This window comes from Erythrobacter sp. NFXS35, from assembly GCF_040148725.1.
GTDB lineage: Bacteria > Pseudomonadota > Alphaproteobacteria > Sphingomonadales > Sphingomonadaceae > Erythrobacter.
In genome coordinates this window covers 1-26,967 of record NZ_JAGDEB010000005.1, presented here as the reverse complement: position 1 = coordinate 26,967, position 26,967 = coordinate 1, and the positions used below count along the sequence as shown (strand labels likewise).

Sequence of the window (26,967 nt, the reverse complement as noted above, 5' to 3'; positions counted from 1 at the left end):
CGCGCAGATCCCTCCCCTTCTCCCTACCGATCGGCCGCATCGCCGCTCAGGCCGCCTCCGCGATCTGCATCAACGGTTCTTGCCTGGCCTCCAGGCTGATGCGAACAGCTTCGACAGCATGACGGGCGCCGAGCTTGTTCATCATATTAGCGCGGTGAATTTCGACAGTGCGCGGACTGATGGAAAGCGTGCGGGCAATATCCTTATTCGACCCGCCGCTGGTCAAGGCTTCGAGAACCTCGCGCTCCCGGCCCGAAAGCCGCGACATACGGTCGCGGGCGCATACGATCCGTTCGCGAAGAGCTACAATATTGTGCACTTCCTTGGTCACTCTTGAAAGTGTCCTGGCCAGTCGGTCTGCGGTCAGCGGCAAGACCAGAAAATCAAGCGCACCATCCTTGATGGCTTCGACAATCTGCGAGGGCGTCGGCTTATACGCCGTCGCCACAACCGGCAGGCAGATCCCGAGGCTGAGGAGTCGGTCAAGTACCGCAGCTATGCCGCCATTCTCGCCGATGTCGCTAACTACGATGAGGCCCGAGCGCGGCGGGTGCGCCGCGAGTTCCGACATGTCAGAATAGATCTCGCAATGATGACCAAGCGAGTAACCAACCCGTATCAGTTCAGCGCGGCGCTGCGCGTCAGCCTCGACGAAATGAAGCGCAACCTTTTCGGCGTGGAAGTTCTTATCTTGCATGACATTCCCCTTTTCGATGCCATGGAGTTTCCCACGTAAAACATGGTAAACGGCAAATTAGGGGTTGCGTATTTTCCCTTAGTATCGTCGCATTTAGCGGATGCATGGCCAGACAAAATGTCCGCGGCCAATTGTAGAAATGCTTAAGCTTGGGTGGCCCTTCTTTCAGCCTCTGGCCGCTAGCTCGGTCCTGTGCTAAAGGGAGTTCAATCTCGATGATTGCTCCCACGGGTACGATAATCCGGCGCTTAAGGTCAGGATCGGATATGTTGACGAAGAGAGAATTGGGATGGCTACACGCCTTGCAGAGTGATCTTGCGCTGAAGCGGGACTGGGTGGCGGTGGGCCACGTCCAGTCTTTGATTGACCATTTGGCCGATGAACACGGAGTATCCCGCGAGGAAGCTCATCCGACCGGATACGGATTGCAGGTGAACTGACCCATTCGTGCGAAACCCGCTTTCGCTGCTTGCCGGTGCGGCGTAACGATGCTGCCGAGCTAATTCCGGGCCCCGTGTTTTGTTGTCCAACGATGTCGGAATAGTTGGAAACAGCCTCGCCCCGACAAACCTCCAAGATGTTCCAAAGCCTCGCCCTCGCCGGCATTCTGGAGAGGATGTCTTCGCGGCCCTGCTGATCCCTGGCCGTTCAGGGACTTCATGAACCCGTCCGCTGGGCCGGCGCTGTAGCCACCAGGTCGTGCCCCCACCCACCATGCGCAATCTCTTTGTCAGACGCCCATTTGGCGCATTCCCGCATATCTCCAGGGCGCCGATGCGCGCGGTCCGGTTGGCAGCGCTCCTGCATAGGTGCACCTTGCAGATTAGTTGGATCGCCCATCGCTAGCTGGAGCCAGAGCGCTGGCGGTGGAGCGAAGCGGCCCAGCAGCAGATCATCAAGCCGGCGTTTTCACGGTGCGCTGAAAATGCCTGATTGACGGCATCGGCAGGACGTTTTGCCGGAATGAAGTCTACCTTGGCGCGAAAGCGGCACAAATTCGCAAAGTCTCATCGATGCTGCTCCGCATGAGACAGCACCAGAACGATCGAGGCAGCAATGATTGCAGACTTACCGCAGAGCGCTCAGTCCAGCAGCGTCAAGATCCGTTGAAGAACCTCGCGCCCATAATTCGTGAGCCGAAGAATCGCCGTCTCGTCGGCGTTCTGCCCCAGCACCCGCGTGATCATGCCCACTTCGATAAGCCCGGCGATCTGACGGGCGGCGGTTGCCTCGGAAAGCTTCCAGCGCGACGCACTGTCTGTGACCTTGATCGGTTTCGCTTGGAAATCGCAAATCAGGATATCGAGCAAGATGCTCCATCCGGTATCGTGTCCGAGATCAGCGGGAAGATAGCGGCTGCGAACATCGCGCCGTTCGAGTTCGCGGTAGGCAAGGTTTGCCAGCCGCGAATTGCTCGGTGCATCCGAAAAATCGGCTGGCAACTGGTCCTGACTGGAAACGGTATCGACAGCCCTGATTTCAGCGGCACGGTAAAGTTGCTCAGCGCGAAGCTGGGAATCATATGGCGACCGATCGCTCAAACCAGCCCCCTGTCTTTCATGCTGACGACCTTGCTCTGACCGATGATCAGGTGATCTTCGATCACCATCCCGAGTTCGCGTGCCTGGCGGCAAAGGACAAGGGTATGCTCGACATCGAGACTGCTGGGCTCGGCGCACCCTGATGGGTGATTATGCGCCAGCAATATCCGCCGCGCATCCAGGTTCATTGCCCGGCCGAGAATTCTGCGGGGCGTAATCAGCACGTGGGAGCCGCCTCCCTCGGCAATGACCTCTTCGGCGATCACGAAGGCTTCAGCATCGGCGAAGATCGCAATCATCCGCTCTTCGGGCAAATTTTTCATCGTCATGAGGAGATACGAGAAGAGCGCGCTGCGATCCTCTCCCAGACGTGTCCGGACGAGCTCTTCTCGTACCCCGTCATGCACAAGGCGGCGAATCATCAGCAGAGCCTCGACCCACCTTTCCCCGTGGCTGGCCGACTGCCGCAGCTCATTGTCTGATGCCTGAACGATGCGGCCGATTGAGCCGAAGCGATACAGCAGTCGCGATGCAAGCTCGGCCGGAGCTTCGTCAATCGGCGACAATAGCGAGGTCAGGTATCTGTGCGGGTCGCGCTCCACCGCCGGTTGTGCAGATAGGTTCCGAGCGCGGTGAGAACTATGGCAATCCATACCGGCCAACGCTCCATTACGGCGTAGGCCAAAGGCGGGATCGGCATGTCCATTGCCCGCAACAGATGGGCCATCACGGCGATGAATTGCACTGAGCCTACCCATAGCGTCCACCAGCGATCATAGCGCAAGGCTGCGAAGACAACCCCGCCCAAGGCTGCAAAATCGAGCATGAAACGGAAGTAATAGAGTTCTTCGTAGTCGGCCTGCGTTGCTGGGAGAAAGAGCAGAGCTTGGGCGGACCCCACGACCAGCATCGAGAAATAGATGGTTGCGACATATTTTTCCGGCTTTCCTCCTGCGCGCCACGCGGCGATGAAGACGGCAGTCAGCAGGAGTGCCTGAACCAGGAAACGGATCATAGCCTGCGGTCATGCCGTCTTCTCGCCATTTCATCAAGCTAGGCGGCGCGCTCGGCGAGCGGCAACGTTGCCTCGGCGTCGGGACAGAACGGAATTTCCGTCGCACCCATTTCACGACCGATGTCGCGCAACTGTCCGTGAACACGCGCTGCTTCGCCGCGGGATTCGATCAGCGAAGCGAGCATCTTGTTGAGATGCAGCAAGGCAGACTGGCTTTGAATGACCGGCGCATCGGGGAAATCGCGCTGCGCGATGGCTGCAGTATGCATCAGTGAAGTGGCAGCAACCAGAGCGTCGGCAATGGCTGCCTCAGAAGCCATCATCTCACGGTTAAAGCGGGCGGTAGCAGCGGTTACGGTAAGGGCCATGGTTTCTCCTTCGGTTTGTTGACCGGGAGAAAACTACCTCATGACCATCGACATCAGCCCCTCGGCGAATGCCATCGAGAGCACTGCAACCATCATGATTGCGACAGCGCCCGCAAGCATCACCAGCAACTTGCCAGCAATGCCAAGATCAGAAGGGTTCACACCCGGGCGCAACCACTCCGATGGCCGGTCCCACGAGGCACGCGCATCGAACACGATGCTGTCGTTGAACGCGAGCGGCTCTTCAAAGAGTTGCTGCGACGGAAATGCCGCTTCTTTGTGCTGCTCGCCAAGTATGGCTGGATCATTTATGGTGCGATCATAGGTTTCGCACCAGCTTCCGTAGAGGCGAAGAAGGTCGGTTCGCGGGATCGATCCAAGCCGCGCCCGCACGCCCTCGATGCGCTTGTCAATCGTGACCGGCGCAAGCTTCAGTTCGCTTGCGATCTGCTTGGATGTGAGATGCCGCGCAGCGAGCCTTAACGTCTGGTGCTGCTTGTCGGTGAGCGAATCGAACACAGCAAAGGCATCTTGCGGTAACATGGATCATGTTTACGCCTTCGCGCTCTCGCCCGCAACGCAGACTTACCGGGAGGCTCGATCCCTTACTGGGAGGCTTGATCCAACTTCAAGGCCTTCAACTTGTCGATGGCTGAAGAGATATCAATTGCAGCGTAGATGAAGCCTGACTCGTCGCACTCATCCAGCGCCGCTTCGGCGAGCGAGATGGCACGATCAAGCGCGCCCACCTCCTGTTGATGCTTTGAGTGGTCTATCATCTACACAAATCCCTGGGCGCCTATAGTCTCGTTTTGTCGGTCTAAGCAATATGATAAGTGGTCGATGCCGGGCTCAGCGAAGTCTCAGAAAGCAAAAATGCCCCCTATTGCTCTATCGCTGTCCCTAACTGGTACGAAACTGCGCCAAGAATGAGCGGAAATGCATACAGTGCTGATGAAAGAAAATTTCATTTCTTGGCAATTTTATAATCTAAGCCAACCGCCAGTTGCCTCCCCCCACCCTGCACTTCCATTGGCATCGCCGGCGTTTTCACTGATCGGGCACCAAGCGGGCACCGAGCAGGGCTGCGGCTCTGAAGATATTTCGGACCGCGACGGAGGCGCTTCATTGGCGATCCAGCCGGATCGGCGAGCGCCAGAGCGATGACCGGAGCCAGCTACGCAAAAAAAGTGGTGATTACGCAGAAATACGGATACGCGTCGAATCGGACTTCAATTAACCATGTGTAGGCCAAGGTTGCTGTCAAGTTAGTTAGACTGCCAAACGTATCTTCCCTTAGATGCTCAGGAGGCGTCGTTGTTATCGGAACCTATCAAGGATGGTCGCGTGACTGAAATAGCTACTGCATCGGTCGGGCAATATGAAAACCGTCAGGCTATCGCCGAACGGCTAGAGGCGCTTGCAATCGAGCTCCGGACCATCTCCGATGACGAAATGCAGACGGTTCCGACTGAGTCCACTTTGCTTGCCTTGGCTGGCAAAATTTACTCGGCCCGGCGGCAGGTTGATGAAATCTTCGGCATGGTAGGGTTCGCGGTCAGCCCAGCGTGGGATATCATGCTCGACCTTTACAAAGCCAAAGCGAAAGGGCGCCCAATATCTGTGACGAGCGCCTCCATCGGGGCGGCATGCCCCGCGACAACAGCTCTCCGCTGGCTGCAAGCCCTCGAAACTATGGGATTGATCCAGCGCCGTGAAGACGGGCATGATCGCCGAAGGATCGAAATCATGCTAACTGATTCAGCGATGGTAAAGATGGTCAAGGCTCTTGAAACCCATCTTTAATCTGCTGGCTTTCGTCCGACAGGTCGCCTTGGGATTCGAATCCGGCTCGCGTTGAGAGCGTGTCGATCACCAATTGGAGATGAGCCGCGCAGATCGGCTCCTCCTTCTCGTCCAGCACATCCCTGATCGAACAAAGTTGATTGAGTATCGAAGTAGCCATTGATGCTCCTGACGCAGCATGCCGTTTGATGACGAAGCCTGATAATTCTATGATTGGGCCAGATACGTGTCCCCATCGGTGCTGGATGCTTCATGACCCGCGCTTCGCGCGGATTTATCTGCGCGAGCACTCATATGATCTCCTGCACCGTCTTGATCGGGAGTACTCGGGCCACCATCCCCTGATTTTCCACTACGATGATTACGCAGTCTAGGCCGTCCACATCGCTATTCAACCCTCGCACGAAACCTTATGGAAAAGCTGGGTTGGTCGGGGGCGCTGGTGGCTCTCTGCATACGCCCTGCAGGCGCAATCCGTAACCCGCGCACAGAACTATCGAACGGTCCGATCGGCGGATATTTGAATGGACCTGAGCCATTGGCCTGCGCCGAATAGGTTACCATCGTCGCAGCATCGAAGCTCTCTAGCCCACTCCTGGTCGCACCATCGGTGAAGGTCACCAGTGACATGATCGAAGGCCATGAAATCGCTGATCAGTCGATCACGACATCAAAGGAGATGGAATGCTCAACGGGCGCAGACAGATCGCCGAGATTGACGCTGATGCCTGCATTGCCTGAAGCGGAGCCAGCATCGCCGTCCTCGGCGTCTCTGAGTGTGTCTGTATCGAGTACCAGTGTGCCAGGGAGGTAGGTCGTGCCATCCGAAATAGCGTCGGTCACAATCAGGCCATTCACCGTACCGCTGCCAATGATGCGCGCGGCAATGGAGAAGGTGGCGATTGTGCCGGGTACCGCGCTGGTACCGCCAAACGGGTCGCGCAGCACCACTGACTTCACCAATTCAACCGAGGCAATGCCCGCAACCAACAGCCCACGCGCGGATGCGGTTGCGCCGTTGGTTCCAACGATAGCGTCGCCACCATCAACGCTTTGACCTGCAAACGATGTCCCAGGCGCTCCGGTGCCGGTGATGGCTGCGACGGTGAGATCAAGCGCACTGCGCTGTGTATCACTGATCCCTTCAGGCACGAGGCCTCATCCAACACCGACGGGGGCCAATGCGATTAAGAATCGATGTCGGTTGTTGTGCCTAGCCCCCACGTTCGCGGCCACGACAGTCAAAGGAGGTTAGATCATGCCGCTCAACAACGTCGCGATCCACAACGCAAAACCGCGCGAAAAGCTCCATAAGATGGGCGATGCGCCAGGCTGTTCCTGCTTGTGCAGCCTACCGGGGCGAAGCTCTGGCGGCTCAAATACCGTATCCACGGCGCAGGAAGAAGGTCGGGCTCGGCAAATACCCCGAGATCGACTTGGCCAAAAGCACCCGCGGCCACCGATTTCGCCAAGAGCTTACCGCCTGTTTCCAAGTCTGACTTAACCTGAACACCTAAGCTGGAAACCTTCCTTTAGCACCTTTCGCGTAGTTCCTTTTCCTACAGGAGGTATCCATGCGTTTTCGTTCTATTATGATATGCTATGCTGTCGCTTTCGGGTGCATGGTTTCGCAACCCGCCGTTGCAGGCGAAACAGCAAGCGGATCCATGCGGATCTCCGCTCGCATCCCGCCGGTATGTTCTCTTGCGACATCTCCTCTCGCAGTCGCCGGAAACGAGACCATCGCCTCGGCAGTAATGTTTGAAAGCTGCAACACCAACCAGGGGTTTCAAGTCCTTGCCACTCACCGCCCGCTCGAGCCAGGAGAATCGGCAAAAGTCAGTTACGATGGGCAGAACAGCGACCTGGAAGTTTCCGGGCTGTCTTTCATCCAGTTCCGGCGCGGTGCGCGCCATGGGCCGGTACTGGTCAACGTTGCAACGGGATCACTTGCTGCCCCCCTTGCAATCAGCTTTGCGCTGACGCCCGTGTGAGTTATCCGGCGGTCACAGTAATGACGACCCGATCACGATAATCGCCAGCTTGAGCGACAAATGGCGGAACAGCAATCTCGAGCGGGTGATAGTCCCCGACTGCGTCGGTCTTGCGGCCAAAGGCGCCGGGGCTTGCACCGGACAAGTCGACCTCGCGGCCAGCAGCGCGCATCTCGTATCCGATCCGGTCGCCGGCATTGACGTGCGCGAGCATGCCAACGTTTTCCGAAGCGAAGGTCACGCTATAGGGGGACGTGCTCCAGACTCGCACACCGAAGGGATTGGAACGGGTAACCTGACGCGGGTCAAGCGGCCCCAGGTCGATACGCGCGATCCGGTCATTGCCAGTGGCCCCGACAATGCGCAGCTTGACCGATGGCAACACATTGAGATTCACTGTCAAGACTAGATCGTCGAAGGCCGCGCCGGTCTCATCGATCAACTGGACGAGAAAGGTCTCGGAGCTTGTTCCGCTACTGATGCCCCAGTCTGTGGGAAAGGTCATGCGCAACGGGATAGGCCTGCTGCTGGTTCCTCCGCCGGGGATCGCGGCAATGAAGATATCGCTCGCCAAAGACGCCGCAGAAAGCTCAGATGGCAGGACATCGATCGTCTGACCGCTAGTCGACAGAGTTATGATCCTCGACGGATCCGGGGCGGAGGTTGAAAAACGCGAGAACCGCAAGAATGCCGCGCATTCATCCTGTCCACCATTCCGCACCAGAATCTGCGCTTCGGTCTCGATCACATCCTGATTTCCGACTTCCGAAGCCGTGGCCATGATCGTCTGCGCTGATTGCAGAAATTGCGGCTCGCAAGCCAGAGCTGACGCCTCAAGGGCGAATAGCCCCAGCAAACCGAGCGACGCATAACTCAAAGGTGACACATGCATCATTCCTGCTCCTGCGCTGAATCGAGTAATATGTCTTCGACCCGGTAGAGACTAGTGGTTTCGGCCGGGACCGCTAAGACAAAACTCTCACCGGTGTTGAGGACGACTTCGTAACTGCCGCCGGGTGCCAGACCGATGATAGCAAACCGTCCCGCCGAATTAGTAAAGAATGGTTGTGGTTCAAAATCGGGGTCACTCTGCGATTGTACAATGCCGCTGACAAGTCCGGCGGGCTGTGCACCTCTTCGCACAAAGCCCGTGGCGCTCGCGAAATAGGCTGATCCCACTTCGATCGCATAGCCTGAACGGTAAGGCGGATCGACCTGAACGACACCGTCACCAATGTCGATTCCGGCCTCGCCTCCCGTCACGTCGAACTGGATGCCTTGCGGCGAGTAGGAAATGACATCGCCCTGAACCGCGCCTCCCAGAAGCCCGCTGCGCGCGTCATACTGGTTGTTGGACAAGTTGCGTCCCGTAATTACCTCATAAGGGGTTATCGCGGGATTGGGGTTCAGGACGGCAAAACTGTCACTGATCGGCCGGCCGACGCCGAAGGAATCTCCAGCAAGTGCAAGAGACGTCCCAAGCTGCATGCGGACGGTTTGACGATCGAACATCGAGCCTATTCCATCACCAATCGTCTGAGTAAGAACCCTACCTTCGAAGCGATTTCCGATATAGGTGAGAGCGGCATCGGAGCTGGTTTGACCGCGCGCATCTGTAAAGCCCAGATCATATCCGAAGCTGCCGACTTTATCCTGCACTCCCCGTGAGAGAGTCGCACGCAGAAGTTCGGCGCGGCTGCGGTAGTCGAGATTGGCACGCGCGTTGCCTCCGAGGACATAGGCGACCCCAACTCGAACCCCGAAATTATCATCGAAAAACCTGCTGCTACCATACTCCACCCCGCCGGTCAGGCGAAGTCTGTTATTCAGGCGGTGCACTACATCAATAAAGAACGTTGAATTATCCCGAGAACGCCCACCAATCGTTGTGTAAATTGCGCCCGCATTTACAAATGTGTTCTGATTGAGCGACTGTGTATAGTTGGCGCTGACCGAAAGCAAATCAAACGCCACTGGGAATATATCGGAAAGCGTCTGATATCCTGCGCTTTCATAATCTACGTTGATCGTGAACTGCCGGCTTTCGGTGAAGGAACTGCCGCTCCGGAAGCGGTAATTTCCGCGAAATGCAAAGCCAGTCCCTGCATTCCCAGTGCTCATCGCTGCTTCGAGCTGAAAGGCGCCAGGGATGATCTGTGGCACGATAGAGGCCGTCACAGCGCCAAGCTGGAGATCCTCCGACAACTGCGCCCCCCCTCCAAACACGAGATTTTCAGAAAACGCCCGGCGGTAAAAGGCGGAAAAGCCGATATCGTCTGAATATTCGGGCTCAAAGGTCAGGTTCTGTGCGATTGCACCGAGCGCGATCGAATATTCGTCTTCGCCGACGGGCAGATCGAGCGGCTCGAAAAAGAAGTTGAAATCGACAACCTGCCGGCGTCCCGCGGAGTCGTTGATGACGAGCTGGACGTCATTCGCTCCGACTTGTACGGGCAGGTCGGAAAGATCGTAGCGTCCGGCATCGAGCTGAAAGGTCTGATAGGTCTGGCCGTTAAGCAGAACCTCGACGGTCGAACGATTATCCAGGAATATTTCGCGCGCTCCCAGCCTTGCCACCGGAAGGAAGGGATCAAAGATGCGCCGCCCTTTTTCGATCGACACGCCGCCCAAGAACGGCGTCCGAAGAATGGGCAGGGTCTGCGCCCGAAGATCGCCCGCTGAATACCGTCTCTGGGCATCGGGTTCGTCATAGACCGCGCGAACGCCGCGCCGGTAGAAGCGATAACCCTCGCCAAATTGGTCACTGAAAGCGCCGTCATACTCAACGACCACGTCGCGGATGCGCGTCGCCCCTGTGAGAAACACCTCGGGATCTTCGAAATCGGTTTCGCTCTGGTAATCAAGGTTGAGGTTGACGTTGACATAGGAGCTGAACGCTTCGGGTTCGATGACCGGAAGATTGGGCCGGTTGCTTTCGCGCGCAGGCCTTCCAAGGGACTGCACCGGGCGATACTCACCAGGAATGGAGCCCACTACGAGCGAGAGGCGCCGCGAGTCGAACTGGATTGTCAGACCGATCCGAGCAAGCGCCTGTGGGCCGGTGAATTGCGCGCCGGCGATAAGACGATCAAGGGCATCTACGCCTTCTTCGTTGAGAAGTGGAAGCAGCTCGCGCCTTAAAGAAGACGTTTCGACCCTCACATCGTCTGTGCCGTCGGTTTCGATCACAACTTCGCCGAGCGCGCGCTGGCCAAAAATAAGCGGCACGGTGAGTGTGATCGGGCGCGCATTGTTTCGTCGTTCGGAACTGGGCGCATTCTCCTGCAGAGGTGATGGCAGAGCAACTCCCCGAGCCGGTGCCGCAAGCAACGGAGCCGCCGCCGTCAGCACCCCGAATGCCAGAGCGATCGAACTGCACCCCGTCTTGAATCTCAGATGCCCCCTCATCGCTAATCTCAAGGCGCGACCGTGACGCGCACGCTTGCCGGATCAAGCCCCGCGTCTGTTGGAAAAAAGAACTTTCTGGTGGCACCTGGGGCAACAACACCGACACCGATGATACGGGATGCCTCGTCTCCTTTGTAGGATTGAGAGAAAGGAGCTTCGCCAACGTCGCCGGTTATCGACCAACGCGAAAGGCCGGCGAGGAAAAACCGGTTGCCTGCGTTACTCAGTTCAATCTCGACGCCCAACTGTTCGATCGGAGTAGCATCCTCATCGGGTGCGGCCTGATTCTGCGGCCCGGGCACCGTGCGCGATGCGGCGCGCGCCGAAACTACAACTGGTTCAGGTGCCGAGCCACGCGGGACGACATTGACGAGAACGTTGTAGTTCACGACCATCTGGACTTCCGTAACCCCAGGTTCGAAGGCTACAGGTATCTGACGAATCGCCATATAATAGAGCTCGGAACGATCGAGAGCGCCTTCACCGACATATTGAATGCGGAAGACCTGCTGGGAATTGCTTTCAATCATCGCCTGCGCAGGAAACACGAGGAATTCCTCGTCTGCCGGATTCAGTTCCAGCTGACCTTCAGGCGTGATCACGCCCCGCATCATCTGTACTTCATAGGGAATGTCACGCAGACCATCGTTCACAAGGTCGATTCTTGCGATGGAGCCGGTTCCGGTGGGCTCTAGCTCGACGATCATTGGCGAGACGCGAGAGGCTTGCGCCTGCGCTGCCAGCGACAAACATACGAGAATGGCAAGGATGCCACGTAACCAACCGAACATTTCGCCCGCTCCAGATATTCTGCGATTACGTCGACCTTGGCACCGAGAGGTTAATTCACCCCTGACGACAAACCCACGACGGCGCCGCACATGCTTTACTTTCAAAAAGTGAAGGGGAAGCGCAAGCCTCCCCTCCCTTGTGTGCCTCAGGCAAAAGCGTGGATCCGTAGCTTCAGTTCAGATCGCGCCGAGAGTGAGCGTGGCGACGGCAGTGTAAGTGCCCGACAGCGGACGCAGAGGATTGTCTTCAGTCGCCAGCGCGGTGTTTACGATCGCATTGTTGTGGAATGCGCCGTTCTGAACTCGGCTCACGACTGAAGATTGCGCGGTACGCAGGTTCGCCTGCAGGAAATCATTGCCATTGTCAGAACGCCAAGTGATGCGGTAATTCAGCTCGTCGGTGAAGTCGCCAGCGTCCGGACCGGTGTTCTGCTGGTCCTGATTTTCCATCGGCTGACCCTCGATCGAGATGGTCGCAGCATAGTTGCAGCTCGTCCACACCTGCTGACCGCTGTCCTGGCGGGTGCCGGTCAGCAAAAGAGCATCGGGGCCAGCGGCGGTATTGATCGCCAGAGTGCCGAAATTTACCGGGTTGAGATCAGCGAGACTGCACTCGGGCAGAACGGTGGCGCTGATTTCCAGATCTTCCGACGACGTCTCGGCGGCATGAGCACCAACAGCCATAAAAGCCAGCGGAGCGGTGGCGACGGCCAAAAGGATCTTTTTCATTTCTATTCCCCTACAGTTCGAAAATGGTTCAACTTGCTCCGGGGAGGCAATCCGTTTTTGCACAGCATCAGATTGATCCGGCGCCCTTTCCCGTAAGCAGATTGGTAACTAACAGAGAATCGCTTCGGCGCTAACCTTTTCTTAAGGATCGCGATGAGGAGGACATAATAGATCGGTTATATCAACGGCTTACGAATCCGCCACAAGAGGGCCGTGCCCAATTGGCACGGATTTGACCGCGAACCTTGTCAATCGTGCTGACAAACGGCCAGGAAAAGTGACCGCTTGACCAAGACCGCTTGATCAAAGCGTCTTCTCAGGGAAAAGCGGACATTCAACAATCCATCCCAGCTTCGGTCATAAGCGGGGCTGGGGCTCAACCCTGAAAGCGGCATGACGGCTTTGCTTCGCTTTTGAAAAATTCCTGCCGTTCAGGAAGCGACCTGTGTGTGGACGGCCCTCCGTTGGCAAGGGTATTTCTGCACTGCGCTGGCTGGTCGTGGCGCCCATGTGTGCGGCCTATTTGCGCGGCTTTGTATGGCCGCTGGCCCTCATGCCATTCGCGCGGTTCAGGTCCCTCCCAATTGCAAGCACTCGAGGTGCTGGGTCGCTCGGGTTCTCCTGCTCCGGCGGTTTCAACCGGCTTGTTGCGTCAGTTCAGTCTGCCCTCTCCGACTCGTGTGGCGCCCTGGGGCGCGATCTCTAAGGCTGCCGCCAATTCCGGTTCCCGGTAAGGCTCGCCGGTTGCCAACATCGCCCTGATGATCCGGGCATTCTTGTTCGCCAGCGCGACAGCGGCAACCTTGGGCTTCTTGCGTGCCAGCAGCTGCGCCACCCATGGCCGCTTGGTGCTGCCCTTCTTCGCTCGCCTCACCACGGCCATGGCACCGACCACAAGCAACTCGCGCAGGCAAGGGTTGCCCGCCTTGGTGATACTGCCAAGCGATACTGCCAAGCCGCTCCTTGCCGCCGCTCGAATTCTGGCGCAGTGTGAGGCCGATCCATGCCGATAGCTTCCAACAACGATCGAGGCCTTGACCTCCGGCGGCCAGTCCCGGCGCTTGCCAACGCCGGTGAAAACCTCGAAACGCTGAACATCGCTGGTGACAGCATCATCACATGACATCGTCATAGCACCAACGCCCCTCGACAATCAGGGCGCGGAAACTCGGCGCTTCGCAGCAGCCGCGCAAGGTGGAGCTGGGACATCGCTCTGATGTCCGCTGTCAACGCTCTGGGTGTGCGGCATCATCCGTTCGGTGAAGAACGGTGCCAGTGCATCCGCGCATAGGTGGAGGTGGGGCCTGAGAGACGTCGGTGATCAAGCTCTGATACGCGGGTTGGCTACCGCATTACCGATTTTGCGTCCGGGGCTGATCCGATCTTACAACGGGCGTCGGCGATACCGGCCACAAAGCGCATGACGGATGTTCCCCTGCCGTGGCCCCACCCCCGCCTGTGCGCGGGGCTTTTGGGCAGCCTCAGGCTGTTTGCACCTCCCGAGCAACTGCCCACATGAAGCCAGCCAGTTCGCGAGCGACCGCCGTGCATACCACGGTCGTCTTCTTGCCGTTCGCGCTCAGCGTGCGATACCGCCCTGTCAGACGGCTCTGCGCCTTCCACGCGATCTCGCGGACCTTCGGGGTGGTCTGTTCGAGGAGGTACAGCTTCTTCGTACCCACCCGGGGTGGGTGACGATAGGTCCACGCACTCTCGACCAACATATGGCGAACGCGGCTGTTGCCAGCCTTGGTAATGCCGCCGCGCCGGATCGTATCGCCGGTGGACCGTTCGCTTGGCACCAGGCCGAGATACCCCATGAGCTGCCCAGGGCTGTCGAAGCGTCGCACGTCCCCAACTTCGGTGGCGAACGTTACTGCGACGATCAGATCGACACCGCGTAATGCTTGAAGCGCCCGAACGACGGGCGCCAATGACCAGCTTGGCAGGAACTCGACGATAGCAGCCTCAATGCGATCGATCCGCTCCTTCGATATCCGCACTGCATCGACGAGTTCCTGCAATGCGATCTGATGGGCAGGATGCTCAAAGCGCTGTTCCTGGAGCCAACGCAGATACCGCATCGACCAGCTCTTCTTGCGCGGATAAACCCGGCCATGCTTCAGCATGAAAGCGCTGACCTGCTGGCGGTGAACACGCTGCGCTCGCACCGCAGCCGATCGCGCTCGAACAAGGTCGCGCATCGCTTCATGCCCCTCGTCAGGGACCCAGACCGGCGTCAGCTCTCCGGCCCGCAAAAGCTTGGCGAGACCTACCGCATCGCGCCGGTTGGTCTTGACCCGGTCACCAGGCCTCCTCGGTATCAGCGAGGGCGCAACGACGTCGCACGGATACCCCATGCCGCTGATGAGGCGATAGAGACCGTAACCGGTAGGGCCCGCTTCATAGCAGAAATGCGCACGCCCGTGCTTCGCGGTAATCCGCTGCACCACCCGCCGCATTGCATCGTACGCGGCGTCCACTTCACCGAAATACCTGACCTCACCGCCACGCTCGCTGTCGGCAATCGCGATAGCGTTGCGCGATTTTGCCACATCGATCCCGACGAAAACATCTATATGCTGATCCATGGCTCGTCCTCCTGTGATGAGGATCGGCTCGGCCACCCGAGCAACCCTCGGAGACACAGTGTAGGGCGAGCCACCTCAAACACCGAGGCGGACATACGGTCTTACTCTTCTCTCAGACTCATCCGCAGAAAATTACCCCGCGGCGTGGAGAACCGTCAACGACATCAATACCGGGCATTCAGATAAGGTTTGGACGGCCGCGACGCCGAAAAAGATTTGTAGCGGCATGCGCGGCCGCCGCAGCCGCCAAACCGAGCAAGAAAGATGCGAACATCTGGCTTGGCGAATGCCCGCCCAACACAACCCTTACCGCCGCTCCCGCGATGATTTGAAACGCCGCTAGCACCTGGAGCGAGGCTGAGTCCCAACGATTGGCCCGAGCCGTAAGCACAACCCCAAAGACGCCGCCAAGAATTGAGACTCGCCAGAATCGCTGAAATCATGTCGGGTTTCTGTACGTGCTTAGAAAGATCATGTCGCGCAAATGCGCATCATCGGGAAGTCCGAGGCCTGAGAGGTCAGCGACGGCGAGAATCTGGTCCCTTTCGCCGCTCCCCCCTAGTGTTATCCGGTGGGGCTTGATCTGTTCGCCAGTGGTATAGGAATAGAACGCTTGCACGATCGGCGTAGTGTGGTCCTTGCGATCCTCGTCGATAACCATCGCCAGCTTTTCACTGCGCAGTCTGACGAAAGAACCAATCGGATACATGCCGACCGACTCGATAAATTGGCGCAGAATCTCGTCGTCGAACGCACCGGACATCTCTTCCATATGCACAATGGCCGAAGCCGGATCGGAAGCGGCGTCTGCGCTAGTCTGGCAAAGCATGAAATCGAAAGTGTCGCAGATCGCCGCCATGCGCGCGACCTTGGCGATGGCATGGCCCTCGAGCCTCTTTGGAAAGCCGCTGCCATCAATTCGCTCGTGGTGCTGAAGAACGGCGTCGAGGACAGGTTGCGGTAGATCATTGTCATTCACAAGCGCCCGGTAGCCCAGCATTACGTGCTGCTGCCAAATCTTCGGGTCTGCATTGCGGTAATCACCGTCAGGCGGATCGAGGGTCCGCGGCAAATAGTTCGCCCCGATATCTAGCAGTAGGCCCGCCAGACCACATTCATAGATTTCCTGTGACGGGAGTTTCATTTTGTTAGCCAGCGACACCATGAGCGCGCTTACAGAAAGCGCATGGCGGAACATCAATTCGTTCTTAAGTTTGCAACGCATCAGACCGCTGAAAGCCTGAGGATTGCGCCTCACTGACCCCAGGATATCATGGACAATCGGTTCAACCGTTTTCACGTTCAAGGCTTTACCCAGGCGCGCGGTCATGAACGTCCGCCGCAGACTTTCTTTGGCCTTGTTGGCGATAGCATGGGCGGCTTGCAATTCCTGCTCGAGGTTGACCGGCTTCGAGGAGACCGCCTCTTGCTTACTTCGTTTGCTGATCGCTGAAATCCGCGTCGTGCCAGCTGCCGGTGCGTTGTTGGCCGGAACGCCCGCACCGGCTTTGGAAGCAGTCACATCCGTTCCCTTGGATGTGTCTATGACGACCCCGCGTAACTTGCTCTGCGTGAGAAGTTGCAGTTGTTTTTGGTCTTCGATCAGGAAATTGGGCTTCCAGAACGGGTGGTCGAACCAACTTCCCTCCATCTTGTGGACGAACATGCCGAGTTCGAGGTCCGAAAGCTCAATATGCTTCAGCATGATGCGCCCCCAAGCTTGTGCAGAAAAATCATTCTGTTAGGTCCCGGTTTCAAAAGAGCTTAGATCACATCTGCAAAACTCCCTATTGACGTGGCGACCAATTTAAGGAGCGGCGGGGGCTGACAGGTCAATCGACTGGCTATCTGAAGAGCAACGCTTCGGTTGACGGCAGCAAAAAAATTTCATTGAAGCCACATCTAAACCGAAGATTCTGCGTCATCCGGAGCCAGTTCTTCTTCGGGATCGCAAATGCTGGAGGTATTCCTTAGAATCTCCTGCAGAACGGCCTCCCGATCGAAACTTGTCGCGTATAATTCAGCTTGTTCGAGTGCCCGTTTTACATCGTCAGGATTGTATTGATTGACACTTTCATCGAATCTTATTCCGAAACAATAATCCTTACGCCAGACAATGGTGCCAAAAAGAGCTAGCCCATCGACATTGAGCCATACATCCCTTCGTGAGGGCGGAAGGCATGAACCAATTACCCGTGCGCCGGTCGCCGAAAAGTCGACTACCGTCACGGCCTCGCGTGATGCTGGAGTTTCAACGAAGGCTGGTGAACTAGCTTTTAGACGCTCGGCCCTGCGCTTTTCACGGGGAGCGAGCGCGGACCTTTTTCGGCCGAAACCTGACAATGGCACACTCCTTTCGCCCGTTTAGGCATACCCGGCATTAGTAAATGCTGGGTAATCGGGACCTAAGGAGACTTAGCTGATGCAGTGGGCGAGCCGTTGTAAGGCCGCCGGTTCGATCGCGAGCAAGGTGACGCCTGCTAAAGCCCGATTGGGTTTTTAAACTCACTTTATCAGTTATCTACGATGAAGTGCTGACCAATCAGGATGCCCCGGCAGATGGTGTGAACGCCTCGGAGAATAGCCATGAGGGCACCGCAATCTTTGGAGGTTTTGTGAAAAAAACGCCCGGATCTATTGCCGAGAGCACCTCCTCCTCCCTTCGTCCTCGGCACGATCAATGCCCCGGACCAACTCCTCTTCTTCAGGCAAGTCCATGTTCGGGCTCTTCAGTGCGTGTAGTCACGTGCCGCGGCCGAGCACCCGACGCTAGTACGTCCTCAACGGCTTAGCCGGCCTTCTCGCTCAGGCCTGTTCGATGCCTACGCTGCGGAGCTGGGTGAAGGTTTTACAGTAATATAGTAACGCTAGCTCGACTATGGCCTTGGTCCAACGCACGACCAGTTGGAACAGTTGCGTTCATTCACGTCTACGTGGCGGAACATACGCAAACCATGGTAGGGAGACGTCATGTCGTTTACATCATTGCTCTTCGCGCTTCAGGTCGCGGTGGTGCCCGCTGGCGAGACTTTCGCCTGCACCCCGACCCATGTCTGGGACGGCGATGGCCCGGTCTGGTGCATGGAGGGACCCAGGCTGCGGCTCTCCGGAATTGCGGCACGCGAACTCGACGGGAGCTGCTCTAGCGGCCATCCCTGCTCCGCAAGCGATCCGATTACATCGCGTGACGCGCTGGTGGCCCTGCTCGGAACCCGAACGGGCTTGGCGCCTAGCGGCCACATTCTGGTTTCAGGGCCGACGATGCGCTGCACTTCAACCGGCCGGGCTGGCGGTAACCGCACCGGCGCCTGGTGTGTGTCACCACGTTCAGGGGATATCAGTTGCGCAATGGTGCGCGGCGGATGGGCAGCGCGCTGGGATCGGTTCTGGCAAGGTCACCGGTGCCCATGAAAGAGTGGGGCTCCTACCCAGACGAACAGCTCGGCCGCCCCTTACAGATTGAGGCGCTGGTTGTGGGCAGTCTGGTGATGGCCTCATATATGCTGTTGCTCTACGCGTTCGCTCAAATGCTCTATCATGCAACGGAGTTTTTCATCTCCTTGCTATCAGGGGGCTGATCCGCAAGCTGAGCGATCTGGGCTGGTAATATCGGAGCGCCCTGATCAATGCCAGCCCGGTCCAAATGGCAGATTCCACGAGCTTCAGGTAACCCGTGCTGCCCCTCCAATTGGCCGGATCTGTCTGGAACTGCCTGAAGATCAGGCGGCTGCGCTGCGGCTTTGATTACCATCCGCAAGCAGCACTTCCCGTTTCAGCGCTCGACAACATCTCTCGACATTGGGGCAAGTTTGGCCAGCAGACGGTTCTGCGCGGCAAAAGGCACGCCGGCCTCGCGCATCGCGGCCTGCAGATTTTCCACCAGCGCATTGAGATCGGCCTTGGTCACACCCATTCCCTCATGTGCTGTGCGCATGTCGCGACCGGTGTAATCACCGCCTGCGCCCAGCAGGTAGACGATCTGCGGTGCAGTACGGTCATCCGGCGTAATGCCGGTGTTAGAAGCGAAAGCATGGCAAATTGCTAGCAGACAGGTGGCGCTGATCGTCATTCATCCGGACAGTAAACCGTGAAGGTAAATTGCACCTAAACCGCGATGCGAGGGTTTTTTAAGGTGTCATGTGCATTTGTCGTGAAGAACCATGCTACGCGATTCGCCCTTTCACCTCCTGCTGTTCGCCATGGCGGCCTGCTCAGCATTTTCGCTAAGCGGCGCCTTGTACGGTAGCCCGGCAGCCGCCGCCGCCGGGTCGAGTGTGAAGGTTCAGGTGGTCGATGCCAACGGCATGCCGGTGCGCGACGCTGTGGTCGAGCTACACAGCGGGCGCCCTCCTGCCGGGCCTATACGCTTCCCATGGAAAATGGGAATGGCCCAGAAAAACCTGCAATTTACGCCGGGCACTTTGATCGTTGCGCAGGGCAGCACCGTGGCATTTCCCAACCTCGATCAGGTGCGCCACTCTATCTATAGTTTCTCCAAGCCGGCACGGTTCGAAATCGAGCTCTATGGTCGAGACACAACCCGCACCCAAACCTTTCCGATCATCGGCAGCGTTAAACTCGGCTGCAACATTCATGATGAGATGCGCGGCTATATTCGAGTCACCGATACACCGTTTGCCGGGACGACCGACCACAATGGCTATGTGACATTGAAGGGAATGCCAGTCGGCAACGCCAGGCTGACGGTATGGCACCCGCAATTGCGTAGCGCTGCGAATGAAGCAAAGTCAGCATTGACAGTGAGCGGCGCATCGCAGGCCCACAAGCTCAAGGTCAACCTGAGATGACCCGTGCCTTGCGGCTCCACAGCTTTGGGATGCATACCCTTGTCCGGCTAGCGAGGCTCCGATTCGGTTCGCTGCGGCTGCGGATCGCAGTGCTTTATGCCTCGTTGTTCGCAATGGTGCTGGCTGTTATTGTATCACTTGCGAGCAGTGGATTGTCGCGTTTTGCAGAAATGAGTGCCGCTCGCGATCTGGCCGCCAACGCCCGGGTGTTTGACGAGATCATCGCTTCGCGTGCACGCCAAATGAGTGATCAAGCCGATGTGTTGGCACGTGATTTTGGCTTTCGCCAATCGGTAGCCACCGCAGACCGACCGACCATCACCAGTGCGCTCACCAGTCTGGAGAGCCGCGTGCGCAGCGACTTCGCATTCGTGCTCACGTTGGACGGGGAAGTGCTGGCGGCGCACAAAGCCGGAGTTCCTGCACCGGATAAACTTTGGGCCCGGCTTGATGCAGGGGAAACGCGCGGCATTATTGCCACACCGAGCGGGCTTGCGCTGGCCGCTGCGGCGCCAATCGAGGCGCCAGACCTGATCGGTTGGCTCGTAATTGCTCAGCCGCTGGATCGGTCCGAGCTTGATCGACTTGTTGAATTGGCTCCGATCGAGCTTGAAGCGCAAGTGGCCGAAGCGGCACAGCAGCCGGAGTGGCTAAGCGCAGCGAAAACTGGCGACGTGTTCGAACGCGAAGAAGCCGAGCGCTTTCTGTATCACGTCTCTGACCTGGCTGTACTGCAGGATGGCGTGTCGCCGCGCCTTGTGCTGCGCCATTCGCTGACCCAGTCCCTGGCTGCATATGACAGCGTGAACTGGCTGCTCGGAGGACTGGCAGCGGGCGGGATTTTATCAGTCCTGGCTCTTAGCTGGCGCGTGGCGCGCAGTGTCACCGAGCCGTTGCAGAGACTCGATGAAGCCACCCGGCTGATTGGTGAGGGGCGCGAGATCTCGCTTGCGATCGATACCGACGACGAAATTGCTCGCCTTGCCGTTAGCTTCAATCAGATGGTTACAGCAATCGACGAACGCGAGCGGCAGATCATCCATGTCGGACTTCACGATGGTCTCACAGGTTTACCCAACCGCAAGCTGTTCACCGAGCAGCTCGCCAATGTTCTCGTCCGGCGCCGCGGGGGTGACCAGGTGATGATTGCTTATGTCGATCTTGATGACTTCAAGATGGTCAACGACACGCTGGGGCATCCTGCTGGGGATGAGTTGCTGCGCATGGTCGCCGAGCATCTGCGCCAGGATTTGCCGGATGCCCTGATTGCCCGTCTGGGCGGCGATGAGTTCGCGATCCTGATTGACGGGATCAGCGGCAAGGAGAGCCTCGGAAACATTGCGGACGCTCTTCAGCGCTCATTCGAGCGACCAATGGCGATCAATGGTCAGCACGCCAGGTGCGGTGCCAGTATCGGTATTGCAATGGCGCCAGGTGACGGCGAGGACGGCACCACCCTGATGAAAAATGCCGACCTTGCTCTCTACCGTGCCAAGCGTGAGGGCAAATCGACTTATCACTTCTTCGAGCCCGCTTTGGACGAGGCTGCGCGGCAGCGACGGCAGCTCGAGATTGATCTACGTGCGGCAATCAAGGATGGCGGATTCGAGCTTTACTTCCAGCCGCTTTACAGCCTCGCTGAAAAGCGGCTGACCGGGTTTGAAGCCCTGATCCGCTGGAACCACCCGGAGCGCGGTCTGGTCAACCCGGCAGAATTCATCGCACTTGCCGAGGAAACCGGGCTGATCGTCCCGATCGGTGAGTGGGTGATCCGCGAAGCCTGCCATCAGGCGAACATGTGGCCCGACGATGTTTCGGTAGCGGTCAATGTCTCGCCCCGGCAGTTCGCTTCGAGCGGCCTTTCGACCACCATCTTGCAAGCTCTTGCAAGCAGCGGACTTGCACCGGAGCGATTGGAGCTGGAAATCACCGAAAGCATCTTCATCGTCGACATCAATGCGACGCTGGCGACGCTTCACCGCCTGCGCAACCTCGGCGTTCGCCTCTCGCTCGATGATTTCGGCACCGGCTATTCCTCGCTAAGCTACCTGCGCTGCTTCCCATTTGACAAAGTGAAGATCGACCGGAGCTTCGTCGAGGACCTCGGCACCAGCGAAACCGGCCACGCCATGATCAGGGCAATTACTACGCTTGCTGATGCTCTCGGCATGGAGACACTGGCGGAAGGCGTGGAGGATATCGCACAATTCGAAGTGCTCAAGCGCGAAGGCTGTCAGCACATCCAGGGGTTTTTGTTCTCTCGGCCCGTCACTGCAGGAGAGGTTGCCGGGCTGCTGCAAAAAGGCGCTGGTTATCAGCGCCTGCTGTACGCGTAATTGTTGCTTTGCTGACAGTTACTGCGCGATTGCAGGTCTAGCCGGGGAGGCAAAATCGGTGTCGGGCACAATACCTGACACGAAGGGCGCTATACGGGGTGCAGGCCTCCCCCAGAGATATCCCTGCCCGATAGTGCAGCCCAATTCGAGCAAGGCGTCTCGCTGCGCTGTGGTTTCCACGCCTTCGGCAACAAGGTTCAAGCCGAGTTCGCGGGACAGGTGCGCAATGCCGCCAACGATAGCGCGGCTATGAGGACTGCGGGTGACATCGCCGACAAAGGATTTGTCGATTTTAAGCTTATCGACTGGAAAGCCTTTGAGGGTTGAGAAGGACGCGAACCCAGTGCCAAAATCGTCGAATGCGAGCCGAACGCCAGCCTGACGAAGTGCCAGCAGTTCAGCCAGTGATCTGGCATCTTGGCGAAGGACAACGGTTTCGGTCAATTCCAGCTCGAGATCAGAGGGTTCGAGCGAATGGTGTTCGAGAACGCTGAGCACCGTGTTTTCGATACCTGCGCTGCGAAGCTGGATCGCGAATAGGTTAATACTGATGGAGGGGAGCGGGATTCCGGCGCGTCGCGCGCGGACCAATTCACCGCATGCTTCATCGATTATCCAACGCCCGACCTCCGCTGCCACAGCGTGTTTTTCGAGCGTTTCGAGAAAGACGCCGGGTGCAATAAGGCCCCTTGTGGGATGGTTCCATCGCAGCAGTGCTTCTGCACCTAGGAGCCGATTGTCAGTCAGGCCTAGCTGGGGTTGGTAGTGAAGTTCCCACTCTTTGGCGATCGTTGCTTGTCGAACTTCGTCACGAAACGCTCGCTGAGCGAGAAGTCTGTTTTCGAGACCGCGATCAAACATTCTCACGATACCACAGGCGTGACGTTTGGCTTCGATAAGTGCCAGGTCTGCGCGCAAAAGAAGTTCCTCGGCATCGGTCGCGTGCATTGGCGCCAACGCAAATCCAACGCTGGTGGACAATCGCAGCTCATGTCCGCCAATGGAAAAATCCCGATCGAAGGCATCAACCATGGATTGTCCCAAACCTCGGGCGTAGGTCGGATCCTCGCAGCCAGTAAGCAAAACTGCAAATTCATCACCGCCCATGCGCGCCAGCAACGAACCGGCAGGCAAACGTGCCGCCAGGCGTACAGCAACAAGGCGAAGCAAATCGTCTCCTGTAAGATGACCAAGCGTGTCGTTCACGCCCTTGAAGCCGTCGAGATCCAGCATCAGCACCGCGGCGGCCTCACCAAGATGCACCAATTCGGTAAGGCGGTCGCTGAACTCTCGTCGGTTGGGTAAGCCTGTCAGTGGATCATGTACCGCCAAGTGCCTCAGTTTGAGATCGCGCGCATGCCGAAGTGAAATGTCCTGGATCTGCGCACCAAATTCCCAGCCCGACGGACCTTTCCAAGCAGATAGCGAAATTTCAATTGGGAACTCGTATCCGTCTTGATGAAGGCCGACGACCTCGACTGCTTTACCTGCGAGACGGGGCTGGCCGCCAGCGCTAATGCGCGCAAGCCCATGATGATGATCGGCGCGAAATCGATCCGGGATAATCAAAGATATGTCTTGGCCCTCAACCTCGGCAAAGCGATGGCCGAACAGTTTCTCAGCAGCCGCGTTCCAAAAGGATATGGCGCCCGCCTCATTTGTAGTGACAATTGCGACGCCGCTCGACTTGGTGAAGCCAGTTACGGCACCTTGCACGCTAAGATCTCGGCGGTTATCAAATTTTCGAGAAACGAGCTGCGAAAGCCGAATCAAAAGATCGAGCTGTTCTCGCTTCAGGTCGGGCCGTGGGATGGTGTCGATAAGGCACAAGGCACCCAGAGCCACGCCGGAATCGTTGATGAGTGGCTGCCCTGCATAAAAGCGGATTCCAGGCGCCCCGGTTACAAGAGGATGATCCCTGAAACGGTCGTCCTGCAGTGCGTCAGGCACGATAAACAAGTCGCGTACCGCGACCGTGTGCCCACAGAAGGACTGCTCACGCGGGATAGACGATAGGTTTACTCCCCACTTTGCTTTCAGCCACAGCTCGCGCTCTCCAACCAGTGAAATGAGTGAAATCGGGACACCATGGGAAAGCGCTGCCGCTTGCGCGACAGCATCAAAGATCGGCTCGGGTTGCGATCCGAACAGGCGATATCGCGGCAACTGAACAAGGCGCTCAGCTTCGTCCTTTGGTATCGGGCAGGTGTGCACACAAGCGTCCCTTCAGCAACGCATGTGAGACCTCCACGCGAATTATTCCGTTCCGTTCCCCTCCAGAGAACTACATATTGGTCCGATACGCAAAAAATCCCGCAAGCCAGAACCGCGGCCTAGGGCAGCCTCGTTCCAGTGGGGCTGGTGACGCTGGTTCCTGCCCAAAGCAAGGGGGCGATCATGCAAAATAACGGCAATGGTGGGATCGGCTTTGCCGGCCATAACACGTTATTGATCGGTATCACCGCCCTTGCTCTTAGACAGAAATTGTAGCGCGGCATTCAAGGTTAGAAATGCGCGACCATGGCGCGGCCGCGTGTTGATTTGGAAAATTTGGGCATTGTAGGTTTTCTTCAGATTCGAAAAAGCCGCAGCAGCCCGGATGGGACCTGCGGCGGATGTGCTCCTTGTTGAGGGGAGCGATTGGGTCTGCGCATTGTGATGTTGCGCCGGTCGCCGCGCAAAGTGTCCGGAGCGGCGGTGGGCGATCGGGTCATGGTGTTCTCCTGTTCGGTTTAGTGGGAGGATCCGCAGTCGATCGGTTCAGTGCCGGTGTGCTGATTATGCCGCGCGGAAGACCGTGCCTTTGAGCCGCGCGCCGGCAACCTGCCCCCGCGCCCAGGGGCTGAACCTGGTCGACACGAACTTGCTTGCGGGCATTGCCTTTGCCGCAGCATCGGCAAGCACGAGCAGGCTGCGCTGCGGGTGAATGGCGATGGCGCCGTGCGCAGCCAAATGGCGCAGGCCAATCACAGTGGTCGTCAGCACGTCGGCCAAGCACTGATCTCGCACCTTGTCCCACACCTCGCATTCGACCAGCTGGCCGATCTGCTTTGAGGGCGAAGGCTTGCAAGGGACACCCACCGCTGCGGCATATTCCGGGAGATGCGGGAAGGCTGCGCGCCCGGCGACCGCACGGCACAGATCCAGCCTTTGCCGGGCATAGGGGCTGAGATCCAAAAGCTGCGGCGGCAGCAGCAACCCGTATTCGCTCGCCACCCGGCGAAGAACAGGCAAGTCCTTCCCCTCCCCTGCCCAGGTGGCCAAGAGCGCATCAGGACAAAGTTCAAGCGCGGCGAACAAGCGCACGGTGATCTCCTGTTCGCTCGCCTCATCGTTGGCCGCGACCGTGATCGTCTCGACGACCGGCACGTCGTACCCCGGATCGAACCTTAGGACGAACCAGCATGCACATGCGACGCGATGGAATGGCCAGCGGATATCGTTCTCGGCATCCTTGCCCTCGGCGGTTCGGTATCCGCCATTGCGCGTGCGGTCGTAGCCGAACTCAAGATCGGCCACGATGACACGCACTGGGCGCTGCCCCTGGCCATCGCTTGCATGTGACCGGGCGGCGAACTGACGGGCCTCGAGTTCGAGCGCGGTTTCGAAATTACTCGGGCCACTGACGGCGTGATCATGCTCATTGGCGCCAGCGAAAATTGCCGCGCCGTCTCTTCCGCCATTCGTCTCCGCGGCATAGCTTGGATCGGTCGAAAATTCTGTGCGGCTGTCGGCCGGCAAAGTGGAATTGGCTTTGGTGCTGTTCGTGTTCATTGTCTGTGTCCTTGAAACGCAACAGGCCCGCACGCAGCGGGCCTGGTTGGCGTGATCATAAATGTGGTGGTTTGGGCTTTGATTCGTGCTCAGCGATAACGCTCAGCAGCGGTCACGGTTTTGGTGGTAGGCGCTGGCAGCAGTTTTCCTTGAAGCCATGCCATCTCCGATGATGCTTCATCGAGCCGGACCTGTTTCTGCCAGAGCCGCTCCACCACATTCCATCTATAGCTGCGCGCCTTGAGTTCATCTTTGGCGGCGAACGGCGCGCCCGTGGCTGAGATCAGCATGCTTGGCTGCGCTGACGACTCCAGCAGCCTTGCAAAATGGCTGCGCACATTTTCGCCATCAGGGTCTGCACGCTTCTGCATCAGCAGCCAAAACAGGCTCCATACATCTGCCGATGCCCTATGCGCAGCCGAAAACCAACCATGTTTACTGAGCAGATTGGGTTGGCTGCGGCCTTCAAACTGCATTGCGGACCAACCGATCTCGCGCATGCTGCATGCCCATGGCTTGTCGGCCAATTCGGGCAAGAGCTGATCGAACCATGCGATGTCGAAACTTGCGTTGTGCGCCAGCACAAGATCCGCGCGGTCCAGCAAGGTCTTTACATGTTCCAGATCGATGGACTGACCTGCAAGATCTTCGTCGCACAATCCGGTCAGCCGCATGATCTCCGGCGACAAAGACCGACCCGGATCGGCGAGCCACGACCATGGCCCGAGGTGCGCCAAAACCTCGCCATCGTTCGATACCCACGCAAGCAGGATTGCGAGCTCGATCACCTCGTCATCAGCGAGCGACAGGCCGGTCGTTTCGCAATCAACGATCGCCACGCATTTGGCGTCAGGCGGCGCATTGCCGTCCATGCGCGAAAAGGGTTCGGGAATTTTTCGAACGACGCGGTAATCGCCGCTTGCTTCAAGCGTGCGCGCGGCACGCTCGAGCTTTTGGGTTGATGATGAAAATCGCATTGTGATGACGTGCTCCCCTGAAATGTGACCGCTTTTTGGTAGAGTCTGACGCAAGGAGTCGGACGATATGAAGCGAAGCAGGTTCAATGAAGAGCAGATCATTGCGATCTTGAAGGAGCAGGAAGCTGGGAT

General features: G+C 57.9%; 27 protein-coding genes. 6 read left to right on the top strand and 21 right to left on the bottom strand.

The annotated features are described in order from the left end of the window. Nucleotides 1-46 precede the first annotated feature (46 nt). Nucleotides 47-697, bottom strand: coding sequence for a response regulator transcription factor (locus J3454_RS15685; RefSeq protein ID WP_349514719.1), 651 nt, complete (start codon nucleotides 695-697; stop codon nucleotides 47-49). Nucleotides 698-963: 266 nt separating this feature from the next. Between J3454_RS15685 and J3454_RS15680 the strand changes: the two genes are divergently transcribed. Further along, on the top strand, nucleotides 964-1,137 hold the full coding sequence (locus tag J3454_RS15680) for a hypothetical protein (RefSeq protein ID WP_349514718.1): 174 nt from the start codon (nucleotides 964-966) through the stop codon (nucleotides 1,135-1,137). Between the two features lie 642 nt (nucleotides 1,138-1,779). Here the strand turns inward: J3454_RS15680 and J3454_RS15675 are convergent. The 6 genes from J3454_RS15675 to J3454_RS15650 form a co-directional block, all read right to left on the bottom strand. Continuing rightward, the gene (locus J3454_RS15675) at nucleotides 1,780-2,238 is read right to left on the bottom strand and encodes a hypothetical protein (protein ID WP_349514717.1); all 459 of its coding nucleotides are present in this window, start codon (nucleotides 2,236-2,238) and stop codon (nucleotides 1,780-1,782) included. Beyond that, nucleotides 2,235-2,840: a JAB domain-containing protein gene (locus J3454_RS15670; protein ID WP_349514716.1), complete on the bottom strand. Its 606-nt coding sequence runs from the start codon at nucleotides 2,838-2,840 to the stop codon at nucleotides 2,235-2,237. Before J3454_RS15670 ends, J3454_RS15675 begins: the two co-directional genes overlap by 4 nt. Beyond that, complete coding sequence (locus J3454_RS15665) at nucleotides 2,813-3,253, bottom strand: hypothetical protein (protein WP_349514715.1); 441 nt, start codon at nucleotides 3,251-3,253, stop codon at nucleotides 2,813-2,815. Before J3454_RS15665 ends, J3454_RS15670 begins: the two co-directional genes overlap by 28 nt. Nucleotides 3,254-3,291: 38 nt before the next feature. Then, nucleotides 3,292-3,621, bottom strand: coding sequence for a hypothetical protein (locus J3454_RS15660; RefSeq protein ID WP_349514714.1), 330 nt, complete (start codon nucleotides 3,619-3,621; stop codon nucleotides 3,292-3,294). Between the two features lie 33 nt (nucleotides 3,622-3,654). Next, nucleotides 3,655-4,140, bottom strand: a complete 486-nt coding sequence (locus tag J3454_RS15655; RefSeq protein WP_349514713.1) for a LuxR C-terminal-related transcriptional regulator — start codon at nucleotides 4,138-4,140, stop codon at nucleotides 3,655-3,657. Nucleotides 4,141-4,226: 86 nt separating this feature from the next. Continuing rightward, nucleotides 4,227-4,400, bottom strand: coding sequence for a hypothetical protein (locus tag J3454_RS15650; RefSeq protein WP_349514712.1), 174 nt, complete (start codon nucleotides 4,398-4,400; stop codon nucleotides 4,227-4,229). Nucleotides 4,401-4,968: 568 nt separating this feature from the next. Here J3454_RS15650 and J3454_RS15645 point away from each other — a divergent pair. Then, on the top strand, nucleotides 4,969-5,427 hold the full coding sequence (locus J3454_RS15645) for a MarR family transcriptional regulator (RefSeq protein ID WP_349514711.1): 459 nt from the start codon (nucleotides 4,969-4,971) through the stop codon (nucleotides 5,425-5,427). On the opposite strand, the gene J3454_RS15640 is transcribed toward J3454_RS15645, so the two are convergent. Further along, on the bottom strand, nucleotides 5,402-5,587 hold the full coding sequence (locus tag J3454_RS15640; RefSeq protein ID WP_349514710.1) for a hypothetical protein: 186 nt from the start codon (nucleotides 5,585-5,587) through the stop codon (nucleotides 5,402-5,404). The two genes, J3454_RS15645 and J3454_RS15640, sit on opposite strands and share 26 nt — an antisense overlap. A 494-nt stretch (nucleotides 5,588-6,081) precedes the next feature. Continuing rightward, entirely contained in the window at nucleotides 6,082-6,579 is a 498-nt protein-coding gene (locus J3454_RS15635) for a hypothetical protein (protein ID WP_349514709.1), read from the bottom strand. A gap of 422 nt (nucleotides 6,580-7,001) precedes the next feature. Here J3454_RS15635 and J3454_RS15630 point away from each other — a divergent pair, with 422 nt between their 5' ends. Next, nucleotides 7,002-7,421, top strand: a complete 420-nt coding sequence (locus J3454_RS15630) for a hypothetical protein (protein ID WP_349514708.1) — start codon at nucleotides 7,002-7,004, stop codon at nucleotides 7,419-7,421. A 1-nt stretch (nucleotide 7,422) separates the two neighbouring features. On the opposite strand, the gene J3454_RS15625 is transcribed toward J3454_RS15630, so the two are convergent. The 8 genes from J3454_RS15625 to J3454_RS15590 all read right to left on the bottom strand — a co-directional run bounded on the left by J3454_RS15625 (nucleotide 7,423) and on the right by J3454_RS15590 (nucleotide 17,283). Further along, nucleotides 7,423-8,316 (bottom strand): hypothetical protein, encoded by an 894-nt coding sequence (locus tag J3454_RS15625; protein ID WP_349514707.1) that lies wholly within the window; start codon nucleotides 8,314-8,316, stop codon nucleotides 7,423-7,425. Next, nucleotides 8,313-10,829, bottom strand: coding sequence for a fimbria/pilus outer membrane usher protein (locus J3454_RS15620; RefSeq protein ID WP_349514706.1), 2,517 nt, complete (start codon nucleotides 10,827-10,829; stop codon nucleotides 8,313-8,315). The genes J3454_RS15625 and J3454_RS15620 overlap by 4 nt, the downstream gene beginning before the upstream one ends. An 8-nt stretch (nucleotides 10,830-10,837) precedes the next feature. Then, nucleotides 10,838-11,620 (bottom strand): fimbria/pilus periplasmic chaperone, encoded by a 783-nt coding sequence (locus tag J3454_RS15615; RefSeq protein WP_349514705.1) that lies wholly within the window; start codon nucleotides 11,618-11,620, stop codon nucleotides 10,838-10,840. A gap of 177 nt (nucleotides 11,621-11,797) precedes the next feature. Continuing rightward, complete coding sequence (locus J3454_RS15610; protein ID WP_349514704.1) at nucleotides 11,798-12,349, bottom strand: Csu type fimbrial protein; 552 nt, start codon at nucleotides 12,347-12,349, stop codon at nucleotides 11,798-11,800. Nucleotides 12,350-13,001: 652 nt separating this feature from the next. After that, nucleotides 13,002-13,304 carry a hypothetical protein gene (locus J3454_RS15605; protein ID WP_502878619.1) on the bottom strand — a complete coding sequence of 101 codons (303 nt, stop codon included), beginning with the start codon at nucleotides 13,302-13,304 and terminating at the stop codon, nucleotides 13,002-13,004. A 526-nt stretch (nucleotides 13,305-13,830) separates the two neighbouring features. Continuing rightward, on the bottom strand, nucleotides 13,831-14,940 hold the full coding sequence (locus J3454_RS15600) for an IS110 family RNA-guided transposase (RefSeq protein ID WP_349514750.1): 1,110 nt from the start codon (nucleotides 14,938-14,940) through the stop codon (nucleotides 13,831-13,833). A 439-nt stretch (nucleotides 14,941-15,379) separates the two neighbouring features. After that, nucleotides 15,380-16,645: a cyclic di-GMP phosphodiesterase gene (locus J3454_RS15595; protein ID WP_349514703.1), complete on the bottom strand. Its 1,266-nt coding sequence runs from the start codon at nucleotides 16,643-16,645 to the stop codon at nucleotides 15,380-15,382. A 197-nt stretch (nucleotides 16,646-16,842) separates the two neighbouring features. Then, nucleotides 16,843-17,283 (bottom strand): PilZ domain-containing protein, encoded by a 441-nt coding sequence (locus tag J3454_RS15590; protein WP_349514702.1) that lies wholly within the window; start codon nucleotides 17,281-17,283, stop codon nucleotides 16,843-16,845. A gap of 1,019 nt (nucleotides 17,284-18,302) precedes the next feature. On the opposite strand from J3454_RS15590, the gene J3454_RS15585 reads away from it, so the two are divergent. Next, a complete protein-coding gene (locus J3454_RS15585) occupies nucleotides 18,303-18,518 on the top strand; it encodes a hypothetical protein (protein ID WP_349514701.1) in 216 nt (71 codons plus the stop codon). Between the two features lie 194 nt (nucleotides 18,519-18,712). Here the strand turns inward: J3454_RS15585 and J3454_RS15580 are convergent, their stop codons facing one another. Beyond that, complete coding sequence (locus tag J3454_RS15580; RefSeq protein ID WP_349514700.1) at nucleotides 18,713-19,009, bottom strand: group I truncated hemoglobin; 297 nt, start codon at nucleotides 19,007-19,009, stop codon at nucleotides 18,713-18,715. 91 nt (nucleotides 19,010-19,100) lie between these two features. Here J3454_RS15580 and J3454_RS15575 point away from each other — a divergent pair, with 91 nt between their 5' ends. Then, nucleotides 19,101-19,748 (top strand): cupredoxin domain-containing protein, encoded by a 648-nt coding sequence (locus J3454_RS15575; RefSeq protein WP_349514699.1) that lies wholly within the window; start codon nucleotides 19,101-19,103, stop codon nucleotides 19,746-19,748. Continuing rightward, nucleotides 19,745-22,084, top strand: a complete 2,340-nt coding sequence (locus J3454_RS15570) for a putative bifunctional diguanylate cyclase/phosphodiesterase (RefSeq protein ID WP_349514698.1) — start codon at nucleotides 19,745-19,747, stop codon at nucleotides 22,082-22,084. The genes J3454_RS15575 and J3454_RS15570 overlap by 4 nt, the downstream gene beginning before the upstream one ends. Before the next feature lie 18 nt (nucleotides 22,085-22,102). Here J3454_RS15570 and J3454_RS15565 read toward each other — a convergent pair whose 3' ends face one another. From J3454_RS15565 to J3454_RS15555, 3 genes are all read right to left on the bottom strand, one after another. Then, on the bottom strand, nucleotides 22,103-24,298 hold the full coding sequence (locus J3454_RS15565; protein WP_349514697.1) for a putative bifunctional diguanylate cyclase/phosphodiesterase: 2,196 nt from the start codon (nucleotides 24,296-24,298) through the stop codon (nucleotides 22,103-22,105). Nucleotides 24,299-24,862: 564 nt separating this feature from the next. Continuing rightward, nucleotides 24,863-25,858: a 3'-5' exonuclease family protein gene (locus J3454_RS15560; protein WP_349514696.1), complete on the bottom strand. Its 996-nt coding sequence runs from the start codon at nucleotides 25,856-25,858 to the stop codon at nucleotides 24,863-24,865. Nucleotides 25,859-25,947: 89 nt separating this feature from the next. After that, nucleotides 25,948-26,967: 3'-5' exonuclease (locus tag J3454_RS15555; RefSeq protein ID WP_349514695.1), on the bottom strand; the 1,020-nt coding region annotated here is incomplete at its 5' end.